The organism is Halopseudomonas pelagia CL-AP6 (genome assembly GCF_000410875.1).
GTDB lineage: Bacteria > Pseudomonadota > Gammaproteobacteria > Pseudomonadales > Pseudomonadaceae > Halopseudomonas > Halopseudomonas pelagia.
In genome coordinates, this window is the sequence record NZ_AROI01000006.1 from 190,165 (window position 1) to 205,890 (window position 15,726).

The window sequence follows — 15,726 nt, forward strand, 5'->3', positions numbered from 1 at the left end:
GGCTGATCGCACTTTAGCTTGGGATTTGTTGGCAAAGCAGCTAGGGTGATAAACAGGTTTTCCGCAAAAGGCAGCGCAATCATGTTTGCAGCAATGCGTACTGACAGGATGCAGGCAGTGCACCTGTTCGCTGATGAGCAGACTGGCCTTGAGGCCATCATTGCTATTCACAATACTCGTCTGGGGCCAGCGCTGGGTGGCTGTCGCTACATGCCCTATGCCAGTACCGAACAAGCGCTGTCTGATGCCATTCGGTTGGCGCGCGGTATGAGCTATAAGGCGGCGCTGGCGGGTCTCGAGCAAGGGGGTGGGAAAGCGGTCATTATCCGCCCGGCTCATGTAGCCAACCGTGCCGCGCTGTTTGAGGCATTCGGGCGCTGCATCGAATCTTTGCGCGGCGGCTACATCACTGCCGTGGACAGCGGTACCAGCTCTGAGGATATGGACTGCATCGCCCAGCAGACGGGTCACGTGACCAGCACTACTCAAGCCGGCGATCCCTCGCCCCATACCGCGCTGGGCGTATTGATGGGGATTCGCAGTATGGCGCGAGCCAAGCTGGGTCAAGAGGATCTTGGTGGGGTGCGGATCATGTTGCAGGGTCTGGGTAACGTTGGCTACGCGCTGGCCGAGCTGCTGGTGGCGGAAGGGGCCGACGTAGCGGTGTCTGATCTGGACGCGGGCAAGGTGCGGTTGGCGGTGGACGAGTTGGCAGTCAAGCCGGTAGCTGCGTCTGCGGTGTATGAATCGCCCTGTGATATTTTTGTGCCCTGTGGTCTGGGTGGCGTGCTGGATCCGGTGACTATCAACCAGTTGCGCTGTGCGGGCGTAGCGGGGGCGGCGAATAACCAGTTGGTCAATGCGGCCGCGGCGGACCTGCTTGACGCACGGGGCATACTCTACGCCCCCGATTATGTCATCAATGCCGGTGGCCTCTTGTATGTCGCGCTGACCCATCGTGGCGTCGCGCCGGGCGACATTGCCCACCGGGTCAAACTGATTGGCTCACGTCTGGATAGCATCTTCAACCAGAGCATCGCCGAGGGCCGTTCACCCTCGGAGATTGCTGATCACCAGGCCGAAGCCATCCTGTACGCGGAGTGACGGGCAACTGATCCGAGTGGCCGTTTGCACGTCTGGCCTGCAGCTCAGGGCTTGCTCAGGCCGAAACGCTTGAGCAGCCTGGCATCGAGTATTGAGGTTGGCAGCCAGCGTTTCAGCCGCACCATGTTGCGGCTACCTGTGCCGATCAATACCTCTTCCGGGCGCAACGGGCTTTTTATGTAAGTCATTAGCTCTTTGGCAAATTCGGCGGCAGTGGTCGAGCTGGCTTTCTGCGACGCTTTGGCGCGCGCCTGAACGGCTTGCTCCCAGGGTTTGTACCAGGAGTCTGGCGCCAGGGTGATGGCGGCGCTGGCATTGTTGCCGAAGTCCGAGGCAATGGCCCCGGGCTTGACGGTCAGTACGCCAATAGAGAAGGGCGTTAACTCCAGGCGCAGGGCGTCCGAAATCGCATGCAACGCGGCTTTTGAAGCGCAATATACGCCTGAGAACGGCGTGGTGGTGACGCCCGATACGCTGCCTATATTGACGATCAAGCCTTTGCTGGCGCGGAGCAATTCCACAGTCGCCCGGACCATTTGCACTGGGGCAAACACGTTGGTGTCGAACTGTTTGAGTAAGGTCTCACGGTCGGCATCCAGCATTGGCCCCATGGCACCGTAGCCGGCATTATTGACCAGTAGATCCAGACGCCCGGCCTCTTGCCGCAGACGCTCGGCACACGCTGCTATCTGTGCTGCGTCATTGACGTCCAACATAACGGCAATGGCGCCTCTGGCGATTAACGGCTCAAGGCTGGCTGGATTTCGGGCCGTGGCCCATACCTGATAGCCTTCATCCAGGCAGGCAAACGCCAGTGCCTGGCCAATGCCACTGGAACAGCCGGTAATCAATGCAACAGGTTGAGTCATGGTATTTGCCTTGTTATTTGACGATCAGTCGTTAAAGTCTGCACGTATCCTGTCCATGCGATAGTCCAGATCCGGCGCTCTGGCGCCGCTGCGCAATGGCGGTACGGCATAACAGCCTTGCCATTGCTGGCCTGGCGCTATTGGTTGGTCAATCTGGTAGGTGGCGTCGGTGATGCTGATATCCAGCAGATTGGTATTGTAGTTAGGTGCAGTGGCCATTAGCTGCCAACTGATTTGACTGGCAGTACGCTCGCCCTTGTTGTCGATGATGACCCGCAGTGGCTTGCCGAATTCGCAGTTATTGGGTGTATATATGATGCGGGTCTCAAGTTGCCCGACCAAGTTCCCTGCGTACCACTTATGCACGCCAAAGGCGCCAGCGAGCAGCAGTGCCAAGGCCGCAAACACGCCGCTGAAGGGCAGCATGATCCGCGGGAAGCGCAGCAAGAGAACCAGCCAGATCAGAAACAGTGCGATGCCTAAGGGCATGCGAATCTCCTATATACGGGTCATGGCTATATGACCTTGACTCTACCAGACCTGACTCTATCAAGCCTGACTGTATTAGCCCAAGGCTTGGTCCGAGGCTCTCAGATCAATGTAGTGGATGACCAATCGAATATTTCGCAGCTGTTATGCAGGCATGCGCTCGCCAGGATCTCTGCCGACTCGCCACGCAGTGCTGCCAACGCCAGGCAGATCTGCGGGAGATATTCCGGGCTGTTGCGCTGGTATGCGTGAAAGCTGGGCGCCATGTCTGGCGAGTCAGTTTCCAGTACCAGGCTGTCCAGTGGCAGAGCCGCTACAGTGCGGTGCAACTTTTTCGCCTGGGGCCAGGTTGCGGCACCGCCAAGACCCAGCTTGAATCCGAGCCTGATATATTCCTGAGCTTCTTCCAGGCTGCCAGCAAAGGCATGGACTATGCCGGCGCGTGGCAATCGATAGCGCTTGAGTATGGCAATGGTGTCGGCATGCGCCCGACGCACGTGCAACAGCACCGGCAGATTGGCGTCAGCGGCGAGGCTCAGCTGGGCACAAAACAATCTTTGCTGGCGCTCACGGTTTAGTTCAGGCAAAAAGTAATCCAAGCCAATTTCACCCACAGCGCAACATTGCGGGTGCGCAGCAAGGCGTTCCAGGTATTCGGCAAGATCATGCAAATGCTGTTGTTGGTGCTGTGCCAGATAGATCGGATGCAGGCCGAAGGCAGCGAACAGTCGATTATCGGCCGCAACCATGCGCCACAGTCGGTCCCAATTCTCCCGGAAAACGCCGAGAATCACCAGGCGGTCTACACCCGCCGCCGCACAGCGCGTCAGGACCTGCTGACGGTCGCTGTCGAACTCGGGAAAGTCCAGGTGCGTATGGGTGTCGATATAACGCATACTTCAGGCCGGGTTGTGGTTGGCCGGCGGCGTTTCACTGGCAGCCGGCGGACTGGCAGCCAGCAGATGCTCGAGCAGCAAGGGTTTGCCGATATGAAAGCCCTGAGCATAGTCCACGCCAATCTCGGTCAATAGTTCAAGGATTGCTTCGCTGGAGACGTATTCGGCGACGATGTGCTTGTCGAGAAAGTGCCCCATCTCGGTGATGGAACGGACCAGCGCATAATCGAAATCATCTTCAGTTATTTGGCGAACGAAAGCGCCATCAATCTTGATAAAGTCCACCGGTAGCTGCTTGAGATACGCATAGGATGACTGCCCTGCGCCGAAATCATCGAGCGAAAATCGGCAACCTATCTCTTTCATTTCGTTAATGAAATCGGCAGCGTCAGCGAGGTTGTCGATGGCCGCAGTTTCGGTAATCTCGAAAATGAGTTTGTCCCGGGGTACGTCATAGCGCACCAGCATCTCGAACACATAATCGAGGAAGGATTCATCGTTCAAGGAGCAGCCTGACAGGTTGATTGAAAAGCCGCCAAAGCCAGCAAGTTCTTGTGGGTTGGCAACCATCCATTGCAGGACTGTCTCGATTACCCAGCGGTCGACCGCGCCCATGCGGTTATAGGCTTCGGCGGCCTTGATAAAATCCGTGGGTGCCAGGTGCTCCCCGTTGTCGCCAATCACCGTCAACAGAATTTCATAATGAGTGTGGGCCGGATCCGTGTCGCCGATGGGCTGGATCTTCTGGCAGCGCACTTTAAGGCGACTTTCATCCAGAGCCCGGTTGATCCGTGTGACCCAGGAAATCATGTCATCGCGTTCGCGGAAGCGTGTGTCCCCGGGCTTGATGATCTGAATATCCTTGTGTCCGGATTTTTTGCTCATGTCCGCAGCAGACTCGACCATACGCAACAGCTCCATCGGCTCGGGGCTGTTGTTATCCACGTTGATCAAGGCAACCGCCGAGGAAATGATGAAGCTGTGTTGGCCGCTCTCAAATCGCTGCGCTTCTATCGCCTCCTTGAGTTGAACCGCCAGTATGAAGCCGTCGTTGTGCGTCACTGCTGGCAACAGGACAGCGAACTGATCGACCCCAACGCGGCCGGCTATAGCATTCTTGTCCAGCCGGCTGCGTATCTGCTCGGCAATGTTACGTAAGAGCGTATCGCCAACTTCATATCCGCAGGTATTGTTGATCAGCTTGAATTGCAGAATGTCGATAAAGATCAGGACAAAGCGATCGCTGCTGTCTTTTGCGCGGCTGACACTTTGGGTAAGCCAGCGGAGAAATTCGCGGCGCGCCTTGAGACCGGTTAGCTGGTCTTGCGCGGCGTCCAGAGCCAATTTGTCGTAGACTTTTTGCACCAGTGCATCAAGTCCTTGTTCCAGCGCTGGCGCTCCGGCGTCGTTGAGCACTGTCAGGTTGCCGTCGCGGAGCAAATGCGCGACTTGCTCCAGTGACATTTCCTCCGCTTTCAAGCCGCGGTGATTGCTGAATACGTAGCGGCTGAATTCGTCCGCCACCCAGGTAAGGTAGTACAGCTGTGATTCGCTACCCAGCACATGACGCTGCAGCCACTGACCTACGTGGAGCGCCTTGGCTCGCTTGATCCAGCGCTGCAGTGTTTGATCGGGTTTTGCCGCTGCGGCTGCCTGGCCGGCATTGAGCTTGGCGGAGCCCATCTGGCTGACGTACTGAACGCTGGCGAAGTCAGTGCTGTGCGGGTGATCCAAGAGCTTTTCCAAATTCTGCAGTACATTTTTGTGGCTGGCGTTGGAATCAGGGATTTTCGATAGGCCCTTGCGAATCAGGGTTAGCAGCTTGTGACTGCTGAAGCGCAGCCGCGACTCGTCCCAGGCACCGGGTACCGTGCGTATGATGAGTTGTTCCAGCACCACCAGGGTCATTTCCCAAGCCAGACTTGAGGTACCCTCGCGGAAATAGCTCAGGCGCATAAGCTCTTTCCAGCCATGGTTGACCAGATCCAGGATCGGATTGGCTACCGGCTGCGGCGCCAGCCGCCGCTCAAGCTCCCATTCAATCAACAGGTTGGCCTGGGTAATGCGCTGCTGGCCCTCGCAGGCTTCGGTGACGCGGGTAAGGTTGCGTTCGAAATAATGTTTCTCGCGGCCGACCAGTTCATCCAGCCCGCCAAGAACCTGTTTGAAACCTTCGTTGTTCTCGCCTTCATTTTCCAGAATGGTGCCGATGGCATTGACAATGACAGGACGGTTTTCAGTGATATTGACGCTGCGGCGGTCGGATAGCAGAGCCAGATAATTGACCGCCTGACGGGCCGGGTGATACTCGGCCGAGAACAGCTCTGGGTCGCGGAGCATGACCTTGAGGATAGGTACTTCCAGTTTGCGCAGCTCGGCACGCAGGTCTGCCAGTACCTGCTCGTTATGCACGATATTGTCAAACAGACTCTCAACCATATCGGCCGAGTCCTGCTCATAATCGCTGATGCTTCCCGCAGCCTGACCACTTTGCATCAGATACTGTTTCAGTGCCCCAGGGGTGCCTAACTGAGCCTCGCCGCGCAACAGTTTGTGCTGAAGTTGGCGCAGCGCATCTTGCGTATCCAACGCGGTAATCTGAGCAGGCAACAGGCTGTCGGCTTGGCGTAGGCTTTCGGGGTGCTCACTGTGCAACTGACGCTGCACGCTCCACAGGCGTGAGACAGTGCTGAAGGCTGCTTTTAGACGCTGGATGCCGCTTCTGCCTTTGCTGCCGGCATCGCCGTTTGCCTGGCTCTGATCCTGGCCCTGCTCCGATTTGTTCTGCGCCGGATCCGGCGTGGCTGAGGTGCTTGCTTTGACCTTCGGCTCGGCCTTGACAGCGGCAGTCTGATCACGCACGAGCCGCTGATTGGCCAGGTAACGAGTAACGTCTATATCGGGAAGAATGCCGGTTTCGATAAACAGCTTGTTGAGTGACACGTAGGCGCTATCGAGATGGTCTAGTACCCCGTCGTGAAAGGTCTTGAAGATGACCCGCAGCAGGTCATTGCTCAGTTGCAGAGGGCGCAATGCAGTCGCCCAACTGGTCGCCAACGCCGCGGGGGAGTAGGGGTTATAGACTGCAGATGCGTCTTCGGTGAGCAAGGCGGCATCCAAGCGTAGCTGCAATTCCAGCAACAGTTCGCGTAGCTGTACTTCGGCCTTGGAAATAGACACCCTGACGACCAGCCAGTCTTCAAACTCATCCTTTTCGACCAGTGCGAGTGGGCTGGCCGATGCACTATCGCCGCTGTCAGACTGCGCATCAGCCAGCGGCTCCGGCCCTTTACCCCCAGCCACGGCGTCGGCATTGGCGGTTATGGTACTAATACACTGGCGAGTCAATTTGGTTTTCTGGGCGCGAATCAGGGTCATGGCGTCCAGAAAGGACTGCTGAATAGCATGGGTTTTCTTGTGGTCTGCCTCCTGTAACAGCACCTGTTCCAGCTGCTTGAAAAAGGTCTCGAACTGGCTTTCCAGGTAGCGCCGAATAATGTTGTTGGCCGAATTGATCAGACTGACTTTCTGCCTGGCGTTCAATGGAGCCTGATCTTTAGCGGGGTGCCAGGATAATCGGGATTGCTGCGCGCTGGCCTGCTGGGCGGCTTGTTGCAACATGGCTAGGTCGGCTGGGCGGTGCTCGCGCATGCGCAGGCCAATACCATGTTCGGAGACATGGGCGACCAGCACGTTAACCCTGACCTGGCGGTTGTGCAGCAGGAAACTTACGCTGGCAGGAACGCCTTTGCGTGTCGGCAACGAGAGAAGCGGATCTGCCTGGGCGGGCAGATCGAGGGTAATAAGCATGCCACCCTGACTGAAGTCACGGATGCGGCAGCTGCGATCAGTTCCATCGCCGAAGTGACACTGCGCATCGATCGAGACATTCTGACGGGCGAATTGGCGCTTATCCACAGCTCCACACCTTGACCTTGGCTAATTTTGCCGCGATGACTTGATTGCAGAAGTCTAGACGCATTGGCCCAAAAAAGCAGGGAATTCGCGTCTATAACTGACAAAACCCGGCCACATGGGTGGAGCAAAGGTTGCCTTAGTGATGCTCCCTGGTGGACAGAAAACGAATGTCCGGCCAACGCTCTTCGGTAACGCTCAAGTTGACCCGCGTCGGTGCCAGGTAAGTCAGATGGCCGCCCCCGTCTATGGCGAGGTTTTCCATCGCCTTGTTGGTAAACTCTTCAAGTTTCTTTTTGTTGCTGGAGTCGACCCAGCGTGCGGACCATACGGTCACGGGCTCGTACAGACACTCTACCTTGTATTCTTCTTTCAATCGGCTGGCGACCACATCGAACTGCAGCACACCGACCGCGCCGAGGATGATTTCGTTGCTGCGCTCGGGAAAGAACACCTGAGTGGCGCCTTCTTCAGCCAGCTCCTGCAAGCCTTGACGTAGCTGTTTGGATTTCAGCGGATCTCTCAGGCGAACCCGGCGGAACAGCTCTGGAGCGAAATGCGGAATGCCGGTAAAGCTGATGCTTTCGCCTTGGGTAAAGGTGTCACCAATCTGGATGGTGCCGTGGTTGTGCAAGCCGATGATATCGCCGGCCCAGGCCTCTTCGAGGTGTTCGCGCTCTGCAGCGAAGAAAGTCAGGGCTTCCGCTATACGCAGTTCTTTGCCGGTGCGCACGTGGTGCAGCTTCATGCCCCTTTCGTACTGGCCTGAACAGATACGCATAAAAGCGATGCGGTCGCGGTGTTTGGGATCCATATTTGCCTGAATCTTGAACACGAATCCGGTGAAGGGGTCTTCGGTGGGCTGCACGACTCGTTCATTGGCGGGGCGCGGCAATGGGGCGGGCGCCCAGTCGACGATCGCATCCAGCACCTGATCGACACCGAAGTTGCCCAGCGCGGTACCGAAAAATACCGGGGTCATTTCGCCCCGGAGAAAAGCCTCCTGGTCAAAGGTATGGCAGGCGCCCTGTACCAACTCCAACTGATCGACAAAGTCATCATAGAGGTCGTCAAGATGCGCGCGGGCTTCGTCGGAATCGAGATGGCGGATGATCCGGGCTTCGGTACGCTCGTGCCCATGCCCACTGGCGTAGACAATGATCACATCCTGTTCCAGGTGGTACACACCCTTGAAATCGCGATAGCAGCCAATCGGCCAGGTGATAGGGGCGGCCTTGATATTCAGTACCGCTTCAATTTCGTCGAGCAGCTCGATCGGGTCGCGGATATCGCGATCCAGCTTGTTCACAAAGCTGACGATCGGTGTGTCGCGTAGCCGGCAGACTTCCATTAGTGCAATAGTGCGGGGCTCTACCCCTTTACCGCCGTCCAGTACCATCAGCGCCGAATCCACTGCGGTCAAGGTGCGGTAGGTATCCTCGGAGAAATCCTCGTGGCCGGGGGTGTCGAGCAGATTGATCATGCAGTCCCGATAGGGGAATTGCATGACCGAGGTGCTGACCGAAATCCCACGCTGCTTTTCCATGGCCATAAAGTCGGAGGTGGCATGGCGATCGGATTTGCGCGCCTTTACCGTGCCTGCCACGTTGATCGCCTGACCCATCAACAGCAGGCGTTCGGTAATGGTGGTCTTGCCTGCATCCGGGTGGGAGATGATGGCGAAGGTACGACGTTTGGCGACTTCAGCAGCGTTGTTACTCATTGAAAACCTTGCGGATTGAAGAACAGGTGGGTTTCGGCCAGCGATTATAACCCATTGGCGCAGATCATTCGTCGGCAAAGCGCTATGGATTAGCGGGCTCTGCAGGCGTGGTCAGGCGGCTACCCAGCAGTTGTGCAAGCTTGTGTTCCAGCGCCGTCGTCGAGGCATATTGCAAACGCAGGCCGAGCTTGGTGCGGCGCCACAGAATGTCTTCAACGGTGAGAGCCCATTCCTCGCGGACCAGATAGCGCACCTCCTGCTCATACAAGCCTGCGCCATAGTGATCTCCCAAGCTTTCCAGGCTCTCGCAGCCGGTCAGAAAATGCCGGCACAAAGTGCCATAAGTGCGTACCCAGCGCTGCAACAGATCAGCGGGCAGCCAGGGATATTGCCCAGCGAGCTGGCGTTGCAGGCTTGGCTGATCTAGAAAATCACCCCCCGGCAGCACTGCCGTTTTGGTCCAGGCGGGTTTGGCATCCGGAAAGTAGCGGCATAGGCTATCAGTCGCCGCTTCTGCCAGTTTGCGGTAGGTAGTGATCTTGCCGCCAAACACGGATAGCAGGGGTGCCGCGCCCGGCGGCGTGTCCAGTTCAAAGCTGTAGTCGCGCGAGGCTTTCTGCGCGGAGGCCGACTCGTCATCCATTAACGGCCTGACGCCAGAGAAGCTCCAGACGATGTCACTGACGCTGATGTGTTGGCGAAAATGGCTGTTGACCACCGCCAGCAGGTACTCGGTTTCCTGCTCGGAAATAGTCACCTGTGAAGGGTCGCCGCAGTAATCGACATCCGTGGTGCCGATCAGCGAGAAGGCATCCTCATAGGGAATGACGAAGACGATCCGCCCATCGCTGTTCTGCAGAATATAGGCGTGCTCGCCGATGTTCATGCGCGGCACCACAATATGGCTGCCCTGGACCATGCGTATCTGTTTGGCCACTGTTTGACCCACGGCCTGGGTTAGTACCTTGCTGACCCAGGGGCCGGCGGCATTGACCAGGGCGCGGCAGCGATACTCGGACTGTTCACCGCTGTGCTGGTCTTCCAGACACACCCGCCATAGCGGGCCTTCGCGTACTGCGCTCACGCAACGCGAGCGGGTGCGGATCTGCGCACCCTTCGCGGCCGCTGCCTTGGCACAGAGCACCACCAGTCGAGCGTCATCCACCCAACCGTCGGAATACAGGAATCCACGTTTAATGCCCTTGACCAGAGGGCTGTCTGTGTCGAAGCGGATGCCTTTAGAGGCGCCGAGCAATTCGCGGCGGGCCAGGTGGTCATACAGGAACAGGCCGATGCGGATCATCCAGGCTGGGCGCAAGTGCGGCTGGTGGGGTAGGCAGAAACGCATCGGCCACATGATGTGCGGTGCATTGCGTAACAGCGATTCGCGCTCGGCAAGCGCTTCGCGAACCAGGCGGAACTCGTAGAACTCCAGATAGCGCAGGCCGCCATGAATCAGCTTGCTGCTGCTGGACGAGGTAGCCGAAGCCAGATCATTCATCTCGCAGAGTAGCACTTTGAGACCGCGCCCGGCGGCATCCATCGCGATGCCGCTGCCGTTCACCCCGCCGCCGATCACCAGCACGTCTAGGACGGGGTATTGCTCTGTAATCTTGGTCATGGCACAGGCTCTGGGAGGGTAATAACTGCCTCAATAGTACACAGCAAGAGAGGGCTGGTCATGCGGACAGAACAGCCGGCTGGCCAGGTCATATGATGCGACCAATCAGTGCAGGGTGCCGCCGCATCGAGCTGCAATGCGACCTGATAGCGCATGCGCGGGGCGGGTATAGCCTTAGTGCATGGGCAATTTTGCTTATTAATCATGGGTGATCGGTAATCTGGCACAGACCTTGCTTTTTCCACTTGCGGATGCGTCCGCCATGGGTAGTCAATCTACGTGAAAGCGCAGATCTAGCCAGTTGCTGCATCCTCAGATTATTTTCGGGCAAAGGCGTCCACCGGTTCAACCAAGTCTTGGTTGCACCTGTGGACGTTTTTTTTTGCTTTTTTTTCTTGGGGAGGAATGAAATGCGCAACAAGAACTCTGCAATGTCGGCTTTACAGGCTGTTCGCTTACCGGTTGCGGCCGCTGCTTTGATGCTGTCCGCTAGCGTTGCGCAAGCGCAAAGTGCTTCGCTGAGCGAGGCGCTCACCGGCGGCAAGGTAGGGCTGGATTTGCGCTATCGCTATGAGCATGTGGATCAGGACAATCAGCAGCGCAACGCCAATGCGTCGACTTTACGTACTCGTTTGAACTATGCCACCGGAGCCTTCGCAGGGGTTTCGGCTTTTCTGGAATTTGATGACGTGACGGTGATCGGGTCCGAGCGTTATAACAACGCGACCGGGTTACCCAGCGCGAAAACGCAATACTCCGTGGTCGCCGATCCTGACGGCACCGAAGTCAATCAGGCCTTTCTGAGTTATACCGGAGTACCCGGTAGCCTGCTCAAGTTGGGGCGTCAGCGGATCATTTATGACAACGCACGCTTTATCGGTAACGTTGGCTGGCGCCAGAACGAGCAAACCTATGATGCTTTCAGCCTGGTTAACAGTTCACTAGCAGATACCCAGCTCAGCTACGCCTATATCGATAAGGTCAATCGCATCTTTGGTGAAGATTCGCCGAATGGCGAGACCGAGATGCAGTCGCATTTGCTCAACCTGGGCTACAGCGGCTTCGATGCCGGCAAGCTGAGCTTGTACGGCTACTTTCTGGAGTATGTCGATGCGCCTGCGGCCTCCAACCGGACACTCGGCGCCCGCTTCGCCGGTGGCTATCCGCTGGGCAGCGACAACCGCCTGCTCTACACCCTTGAATACGCCAAGCAGGACGACTACCAGGACGGCGCCTCGAGTATTGATGCCGATTACTACCTGCTTGAGCTCGGTGCGCGGGTCAGCGGCGTCACTGCCCTGGTTGGTCACGAGGTTCTAGGTGTGGATGGCAGTGCCTTCAGTACGCCGCTGGCGACTGCGCATGCCTTCAACGGTTGGGCAGATGTGTTTCTGGCTACCCCGGCAGATGGCTTGCGCGATACCTATCTGAAGCTTTCTGGAACCCTGGCTGGGACCGGTCTGGCAGCGGCCTACCATGACTTTTCCGCCGACCGCGGCGGTGACGATTACGGCACGGAAATCAACTTGCAGGCTACCCGCAGTTTTGGCCGCGTCAATCTGCTGGCCAAATATGCGCGCTATTCCGCAGATGATTTTGCTACCGATACCAGCAAGCTCTGGCTCATGGCGCAGGTGGCCTTTTGAGGCGCCAATCGGCGCCCTTCCCCTACGCCCTTGCTCTACAGGAGAGGACCTATGAAACGATTGAATCTTGATTCTTGTGCACGTATTGGCGCTACGCTGCCCCGGCAGGGCTGGCGCAGCCTGGGTGCTGGCGCACTGCTGAGTCTGGGGCTGACCTTTGCCGCAGTGGCGCAGGTGCAGGCCCAGGGTAAACTCGAGAAGGAAGACCTGAACTTAGGCTTTATCAAACTCACGGATATGGCACCGCTGGCAATTGCCTATGAGAAGGGTTACTTCGAAGACGAGGGCCTGTTTGTCACGCTTGAGGCACAAGCCAACTGGAAGGTGTTGCTTGATCGGGTGATTGACGGCGAACTCGACGGTGCGCATATGCTGGCTGGGCAGCCGATTGGCGCGACCATCGGTTTTGGTACCGAAGCGCACATCATTACCGCCTTCTCTATGGACCTGAACGGTAACGCCATCACTGTTTCCAATGATGTCTGGTCGAAAATGAAGCCGCACGTAGCTCATGCCGACGGCAAACCGGTCCACCCGATCAGCGCCACGTCGCTCAAGCCGGTGGTCGAGGAATACCGCAATCAGGGATCACCGTTCCGCATGGGCATGGTCTTCCCAGTGTCCACCCACAACTACGAGTTGCGCTATTGGCTAGCGGCGGGTGGCTTGCATCCGGGCTTCTACGCACCGCATCGGGGGGATACCTCGGGGCAGCTGGATGCCGAGGTGCTGCTCTCGGTAACGCCGCCACCGCAGATGCCCTCGACCATGGAAGCCGGCACCATCCACGGCTACTGCGTAGGCGAGCCCTGGAATCAGCAAGCCGTCTTTATGGGCATTGGTGTGCCGGTGGTGACCAATGAGCAGATCTGGAAGAACAACCCCGAAAAGGTCTTCGGGGTCAGCAACGAGTGGGCCGAGAAGCATCCCAATACGCACAAGGCGGTGGTCAAGGCGCTGATCCGTGCAGCACACTGGCTGGACGCTGACGATAACGCCAACCGCATGGAGGCGGCGAAGATCCTGTCCCTGCCGCACTACGTCGGGGCAGATGTAGAGGTGATTGCCAACTCGATGACCGGTACCTTCGAATACGAGAAGGGCGACCGCCGCAGCGAGCCTGACTTCAATGTGTTCTTCCGCCACCATGCGACCTATCCCTTCTACTCCGACGCCATCTGGTTTCTGACCCAGATGCGCCGCTGGGGCCAGATTCCCGAGGCTAAGCCGGATAGCTGGTACCTGGATACGGCGAAGAAGATCTACCGCCCTGACGTCTATGCCGAAGCAGCCAAGGCGCTGATTGCCGAGGGCAAGATGGCCGCGGACGATTTTCCGGATTTTGCCACGGAAGACGGCATGCGTAGCACGCCCAGCGAGTTCATCGATGGCGTGCCTTACGATGCCACGCGTCCCAACGCCTATCTGGAAAGCTTCGAGATCGGCCTCAAGGGCGATGAATCAATTTGATCTGTAGCCGTCGTTCCGGGTGCTGGCCCGGGACGATTCGCGGTGCAGCACGTAAGCAGGTGATGCCATGAGTAACAGAATCATTCATTACATGGAGATGTCGGGATTCAACTGGCTGGTGCCGGTGGTCCGTCTGATCCGTGGCGAAAATCGCCGTGAGCAGGCGCGAGACCTGTTCAATCAAGTGGGTTTGCCACTGATAGCCATAGCCTTGTTTCTGCTGGTCTGGGCAGCGGCTGCGTCCAAAGTCGATACCAGTCTGGGTACGCTGCCGGGCCCCGTGCAGGTATGGGAGCAGGGGGGCAATCTGTATGACGATCATCAGCGTGAAAGGGCCCGTGAGGCTGCCTTTCTCGAGCGCCAGGAGCAGCGTAACGCCGAGCGCCTGGCGGAGGATCCGGATGCTGAGGTGCGCTGGCGCTCCTATGCTGGGGCGCCAACATTTGTTGATCAGGTGTTTACCAGTCTGAAAACGGTGTTTGCCGGGTTCATTCTCGCCAGCTTGATCGCCATCCCGATTGGTGTCGCCTGTGGCTTGAGCAAGAACCTGTATGGGGCCATCAGTCCACTGGTGCAAATCCTCAAACCGGTCTCGCCACTGGCTTGGCTCCCCATAGTGACGCTGGTGGTCAGTGCCGTATACGTCTCTGACGATCCGATGTTCAGCCGCTCCTTTGTCACTTCGGCGATTACCGTCACGCTCTGTTCGCTGTGGCCGACGCTGATAAATACCGCTGTCGCCGTGGGCTCGATCGATCGCGACTGGATCAACGTGGGGCGCGTCATACGCCTGCCGCTGAGCAAGCAGATCTTCAAAATCGCCATTCCGGCGGCGCTGCCGATGATCTTCACCGGGTTGCGGATTTCCCTGGGTATCGGCTGGATGGTGCTGATCGCCGCGGAAATGCTGGCGCAGAACCCCGGGCTCGGCAAGTTCATCTGGGACGAGTTCCAGAACGGCAGTTCCAATTCGCTGGGGCGCATCATGTTTGCCGTCCTGGTCATCGGCTTTATCGGCTTCCTGCTCGACTGGCTGATGGTCACGCTGCAAAAGTGGCTGTCTCACGACAAGCAGGCCGGGCAATGAACCTATACGAGGTAACACCATGTCAATCATGCACATGATCACACAGCCCGCTTCCGAGGCCCGCGCGGCGGAACAGGAAAGCGCACGGCGCGCGGCGCCCTTCCTCGACCTCAGCGGCGTATCCATCGACTTTCCTACCCGTGGCGGCGTATTCAGGGCTTTGGACAAGGTCAACCTGAAGATTGCCAAAGGCGAGTTCGTGTCGATTATCGGCCACTCCGGCTGTGGCAAGTCGACGGTGCTGAATATCGTCGCCGGGCTCAGTCAGGCCACTGAAGGTGGCGCCGTACTCCAAGGCCGTGAAGTCAACCAGCCGGGACCAGATCGTGCGGTGGTATTCCAGAACCACGCATTGCTGCCCTGGCTGACCTGCTATCAGAACATTGAACTGGCGGTGAAAGAGATCTTCAAGGGCCGCAAGAACCGCAAGGAAATGCGCCAGTGGATCGAGCACAATCTGCACCTGGTGCATATGGATCACGCCATGCACAAATACCCATCGGAAATTTCCGGCGGCATGAAGCAGCGCATAGGTATCGCCCGGGCGCTGGCGATGGAGCCAATCCTGTTGCTGATGGACGAGCCCTTTGGCGCGTTGGACGCACTGACCCGTGCGCACCTGCAGGATTCGGTCATGGCCATTCAGTCGGAACTGAAAAATACCGTGCTGATGGTCACCCATGATGTCGACGAGGCGGTACTGCTGTCAGACAAGATCGTCATGATGACCAATGGTCCCGCAGCCAAGATCGGCGAAGTGCTGAGTATTGAGCTGGAACGACCGCGCGAACGCCTGGCGCTGGCCAGTGACCCGCTATATAACCAGTATCGCTCAGAGGTCCTGCGCTTTCTATACGAGCGCCAACGACGTCCCGACGAGGTCAAATGATCCTCAGACGGGCGGCC

At 57.8% G+C, this 15,726-nt stretch carries 11 protein-coding genes; 5 read left to right on the forward strand and 6 right to left on the reverse strand.

The genetic code is table 11. The features are described from left to right. Positions 1-81 precede the first annotated feature (81 nt). A complete protein-coding gene (locus K787_RS0105370) occupies positions 82-1,104 on the forward strand; it encodes a Leu/Phe/Val dehydrogenase (protein WP_022961767.1) in 1,023 nt (340 codons plus the stop codon). A gap of 44 nt (positions 1,105-1,148) precedes the next feature. Here the strand turns inward: K787_RS0105370 and K787_RS0105375 are convergent, their stop codons facing one another. The 6 genes from K787_RS0105375 to glpD form a co-directional block, all read right to left on the reverse strand. Beyond that, entirely contained in the window at positions 1,149-1,973 is an 825-nt protein-coding gene (locus tag K787_RS0105375) for an SDR family oxidoreductase (RefSeq protein WP_022961768.1), read from the reverse strand. A gap of 24 nt (positions 1,974-1,997) precedes the next feature. Beyond that, positions 1,998-2,462, reverse strand: a complete 465-nt coding sequence (locus tag K787_RS0105380; protein WP_022961769.1) for a hypothetical protein — start codon at positions 2,460-2,462, stop codon at positions 1,998-2,000. A gap of 101 nt (positions 2,463-2,563) precedes the next feature. Then, entirely contained in the window at positions 2,564-3,358 is a 795-nt protein-coding gene (locus K787_RS0105385) for a TatD family hydrolase (RefSeq protein ID WP_022961770.1), read from the reverse strand. 3 nt (positions 3,359-3,361) lie between these two features. Beyond that, positions 3,362-7,276, reverse strand: a complete 3,915-nt coding sequence (locus K787_RS0105390; RefSeq protein ID WP_022961771.1) for a DUF1631 family protein — start codon at positions 7,274-7,276, stop codon at positions 3,362-3,364. Positions 7,277-7,412: 136 nt separating this feature from the next. Continuing rightward, on the reverse strand, positions 7,413-8,996 hold the full coding sequence (locus K787_RS0105395; protein ID WP_022961772.1) for a peptide chain release factor 3: 1,584 nt from the start codon (positions 8,994-8,996) through the stop codon (positions 7,413-7,415). A gap of 82 nt (positions 8,997-9,078) precedes the next feature. Further along, positions 9,079-10,617 carry a glycerol-3-phosphate dehydrogenase gene (gene glpD, locus K787_RS0105400; protein ID WP_022961773.1) on the reverse strand — a complete coding sequence of 513 codons (1,539 nt, stop codon included), beginning with the start codon at positions 10,615-10,617 and terminating at the stop codon, positions 9,079-9,081. Positions 10,618-11,027: 410 nt separating this feature from the next. On the opposite strand from glpD, the gene K787_RS0105405 reads away from it, so the two are divergent. From K787_RS0105405 to K787_RS0105420, 4 genes are all read left to right on the forward strand, one after another. Beyond that, a complete protein-coding gene (locus K787_RS0105405) occupies positions 11,028-12,263 on the forward strand; it encodes an alginate export family protein (protein ID WP_022961774.1) in 1,236 nt (411 codons plus the stop codon). Positions 12,264-12,314: 51 nt separating this feature from the next. Continuing rightward, positions 12,315-13,733, forward strand: coding sequence for a CmpA/NrtA family ABC transporter substrate-binding protein (locus K787_RS0105410; protein ID WP_022961775.1), 1,419 nt, complete (start codon positions 12,315-12,317; stop codon positions 13,731-13,733). Positions 13,734-13,800: 67 nt separating this feature from the next. Then, positions 13,801-14,820, forward strand: a complete 1,020-nt coding sequence (locus K787_RS0105415) for an ABC transporter permease (protein WP_022961776.1) — start codon at positions 13,801-13,803, stop codon at positions 14,818-14,820. 34 nt (positions 14,821-14,854) lie between these two features. Beyond that, positions 14,855-15,709, forward strand: coding sequence for an ABC transporter ATP-binding protein (locus K787_RS0105420; protein WP_084671954.1), 855 nt, complete (start codon positions 14,855-14,857; stop codon positions 15,707-15,709). Positions 15,710-15,726 lie beyond the last annotated feature (17 nt).

Coding starts and splice junctions, on each gene's coding strand:
- K787_RS0105380 (WP_022961769.1), bottom strand. CDS start 2,462: ATGCCCTTAGGCATCGCACTGTTTCTGATCTGGCTGGTTCTCTTGCTG.
- K787_RS0105375 (WP_022961768.1), bottom strand. CDS start 1,973: ATGACTCAACCTGTTGCATTGATTACCGGCTGTTCCAGTGGCATTGGC.
- K787_RS0105370 (WP_022961767.1), top strand. CDS start 82: ATGTTTGCAGCAATGCGTACTGACAGGATGCAGGCAGTGCACCTGTTC.
- K787_RS0105420 (WP_084671954.1), top strand. CDS start 14,855: ATGATCACACAGCCCGCTTCCGAGGCCCGCGCGGCGGAACAGGAAAGC.
- K787_RS0105415 (WP_022961776.1), top strand. CDS start 13,801: ATGAGTAACAGAATCATTCATTACATGGAGATGTCGGGATTCAACTGG.
- K787_RS0105395 (WP_022961772.1), bottom strand. CDS start 8,996: ATGAGTAACAACGCTGCTGAAGTCGCCAAACGTCGTACCTTCGCCATC.
- K787_RS0105410 (WP_022961775.1), top strand. CDS start 12,315: ATGAAACGATTGAATCTTGATTCTTGTGCACGTATTGGCGCTACGCTG.
- glpD (WP_022961773.1), bottom strand. CDS start 10,617: ATGACCAAGATTACAGAGCAATACCCCGTCCTAGACGTGCTGGTGATC.
- K787_RS0105385 (WP_022961770.1), bottom strand. CDS start 3,358: ATGCGTTATATCGACACCCATACGCACCTGGACTTTCCCGAGTTCGAC.
- K787_RS0105405 (WP_022961774.1), top strand. CDS start 11,028: ATGCGCAACAAGAACTCTGCAATGTCGGCTTTACAGGCTGTTCGCTTA.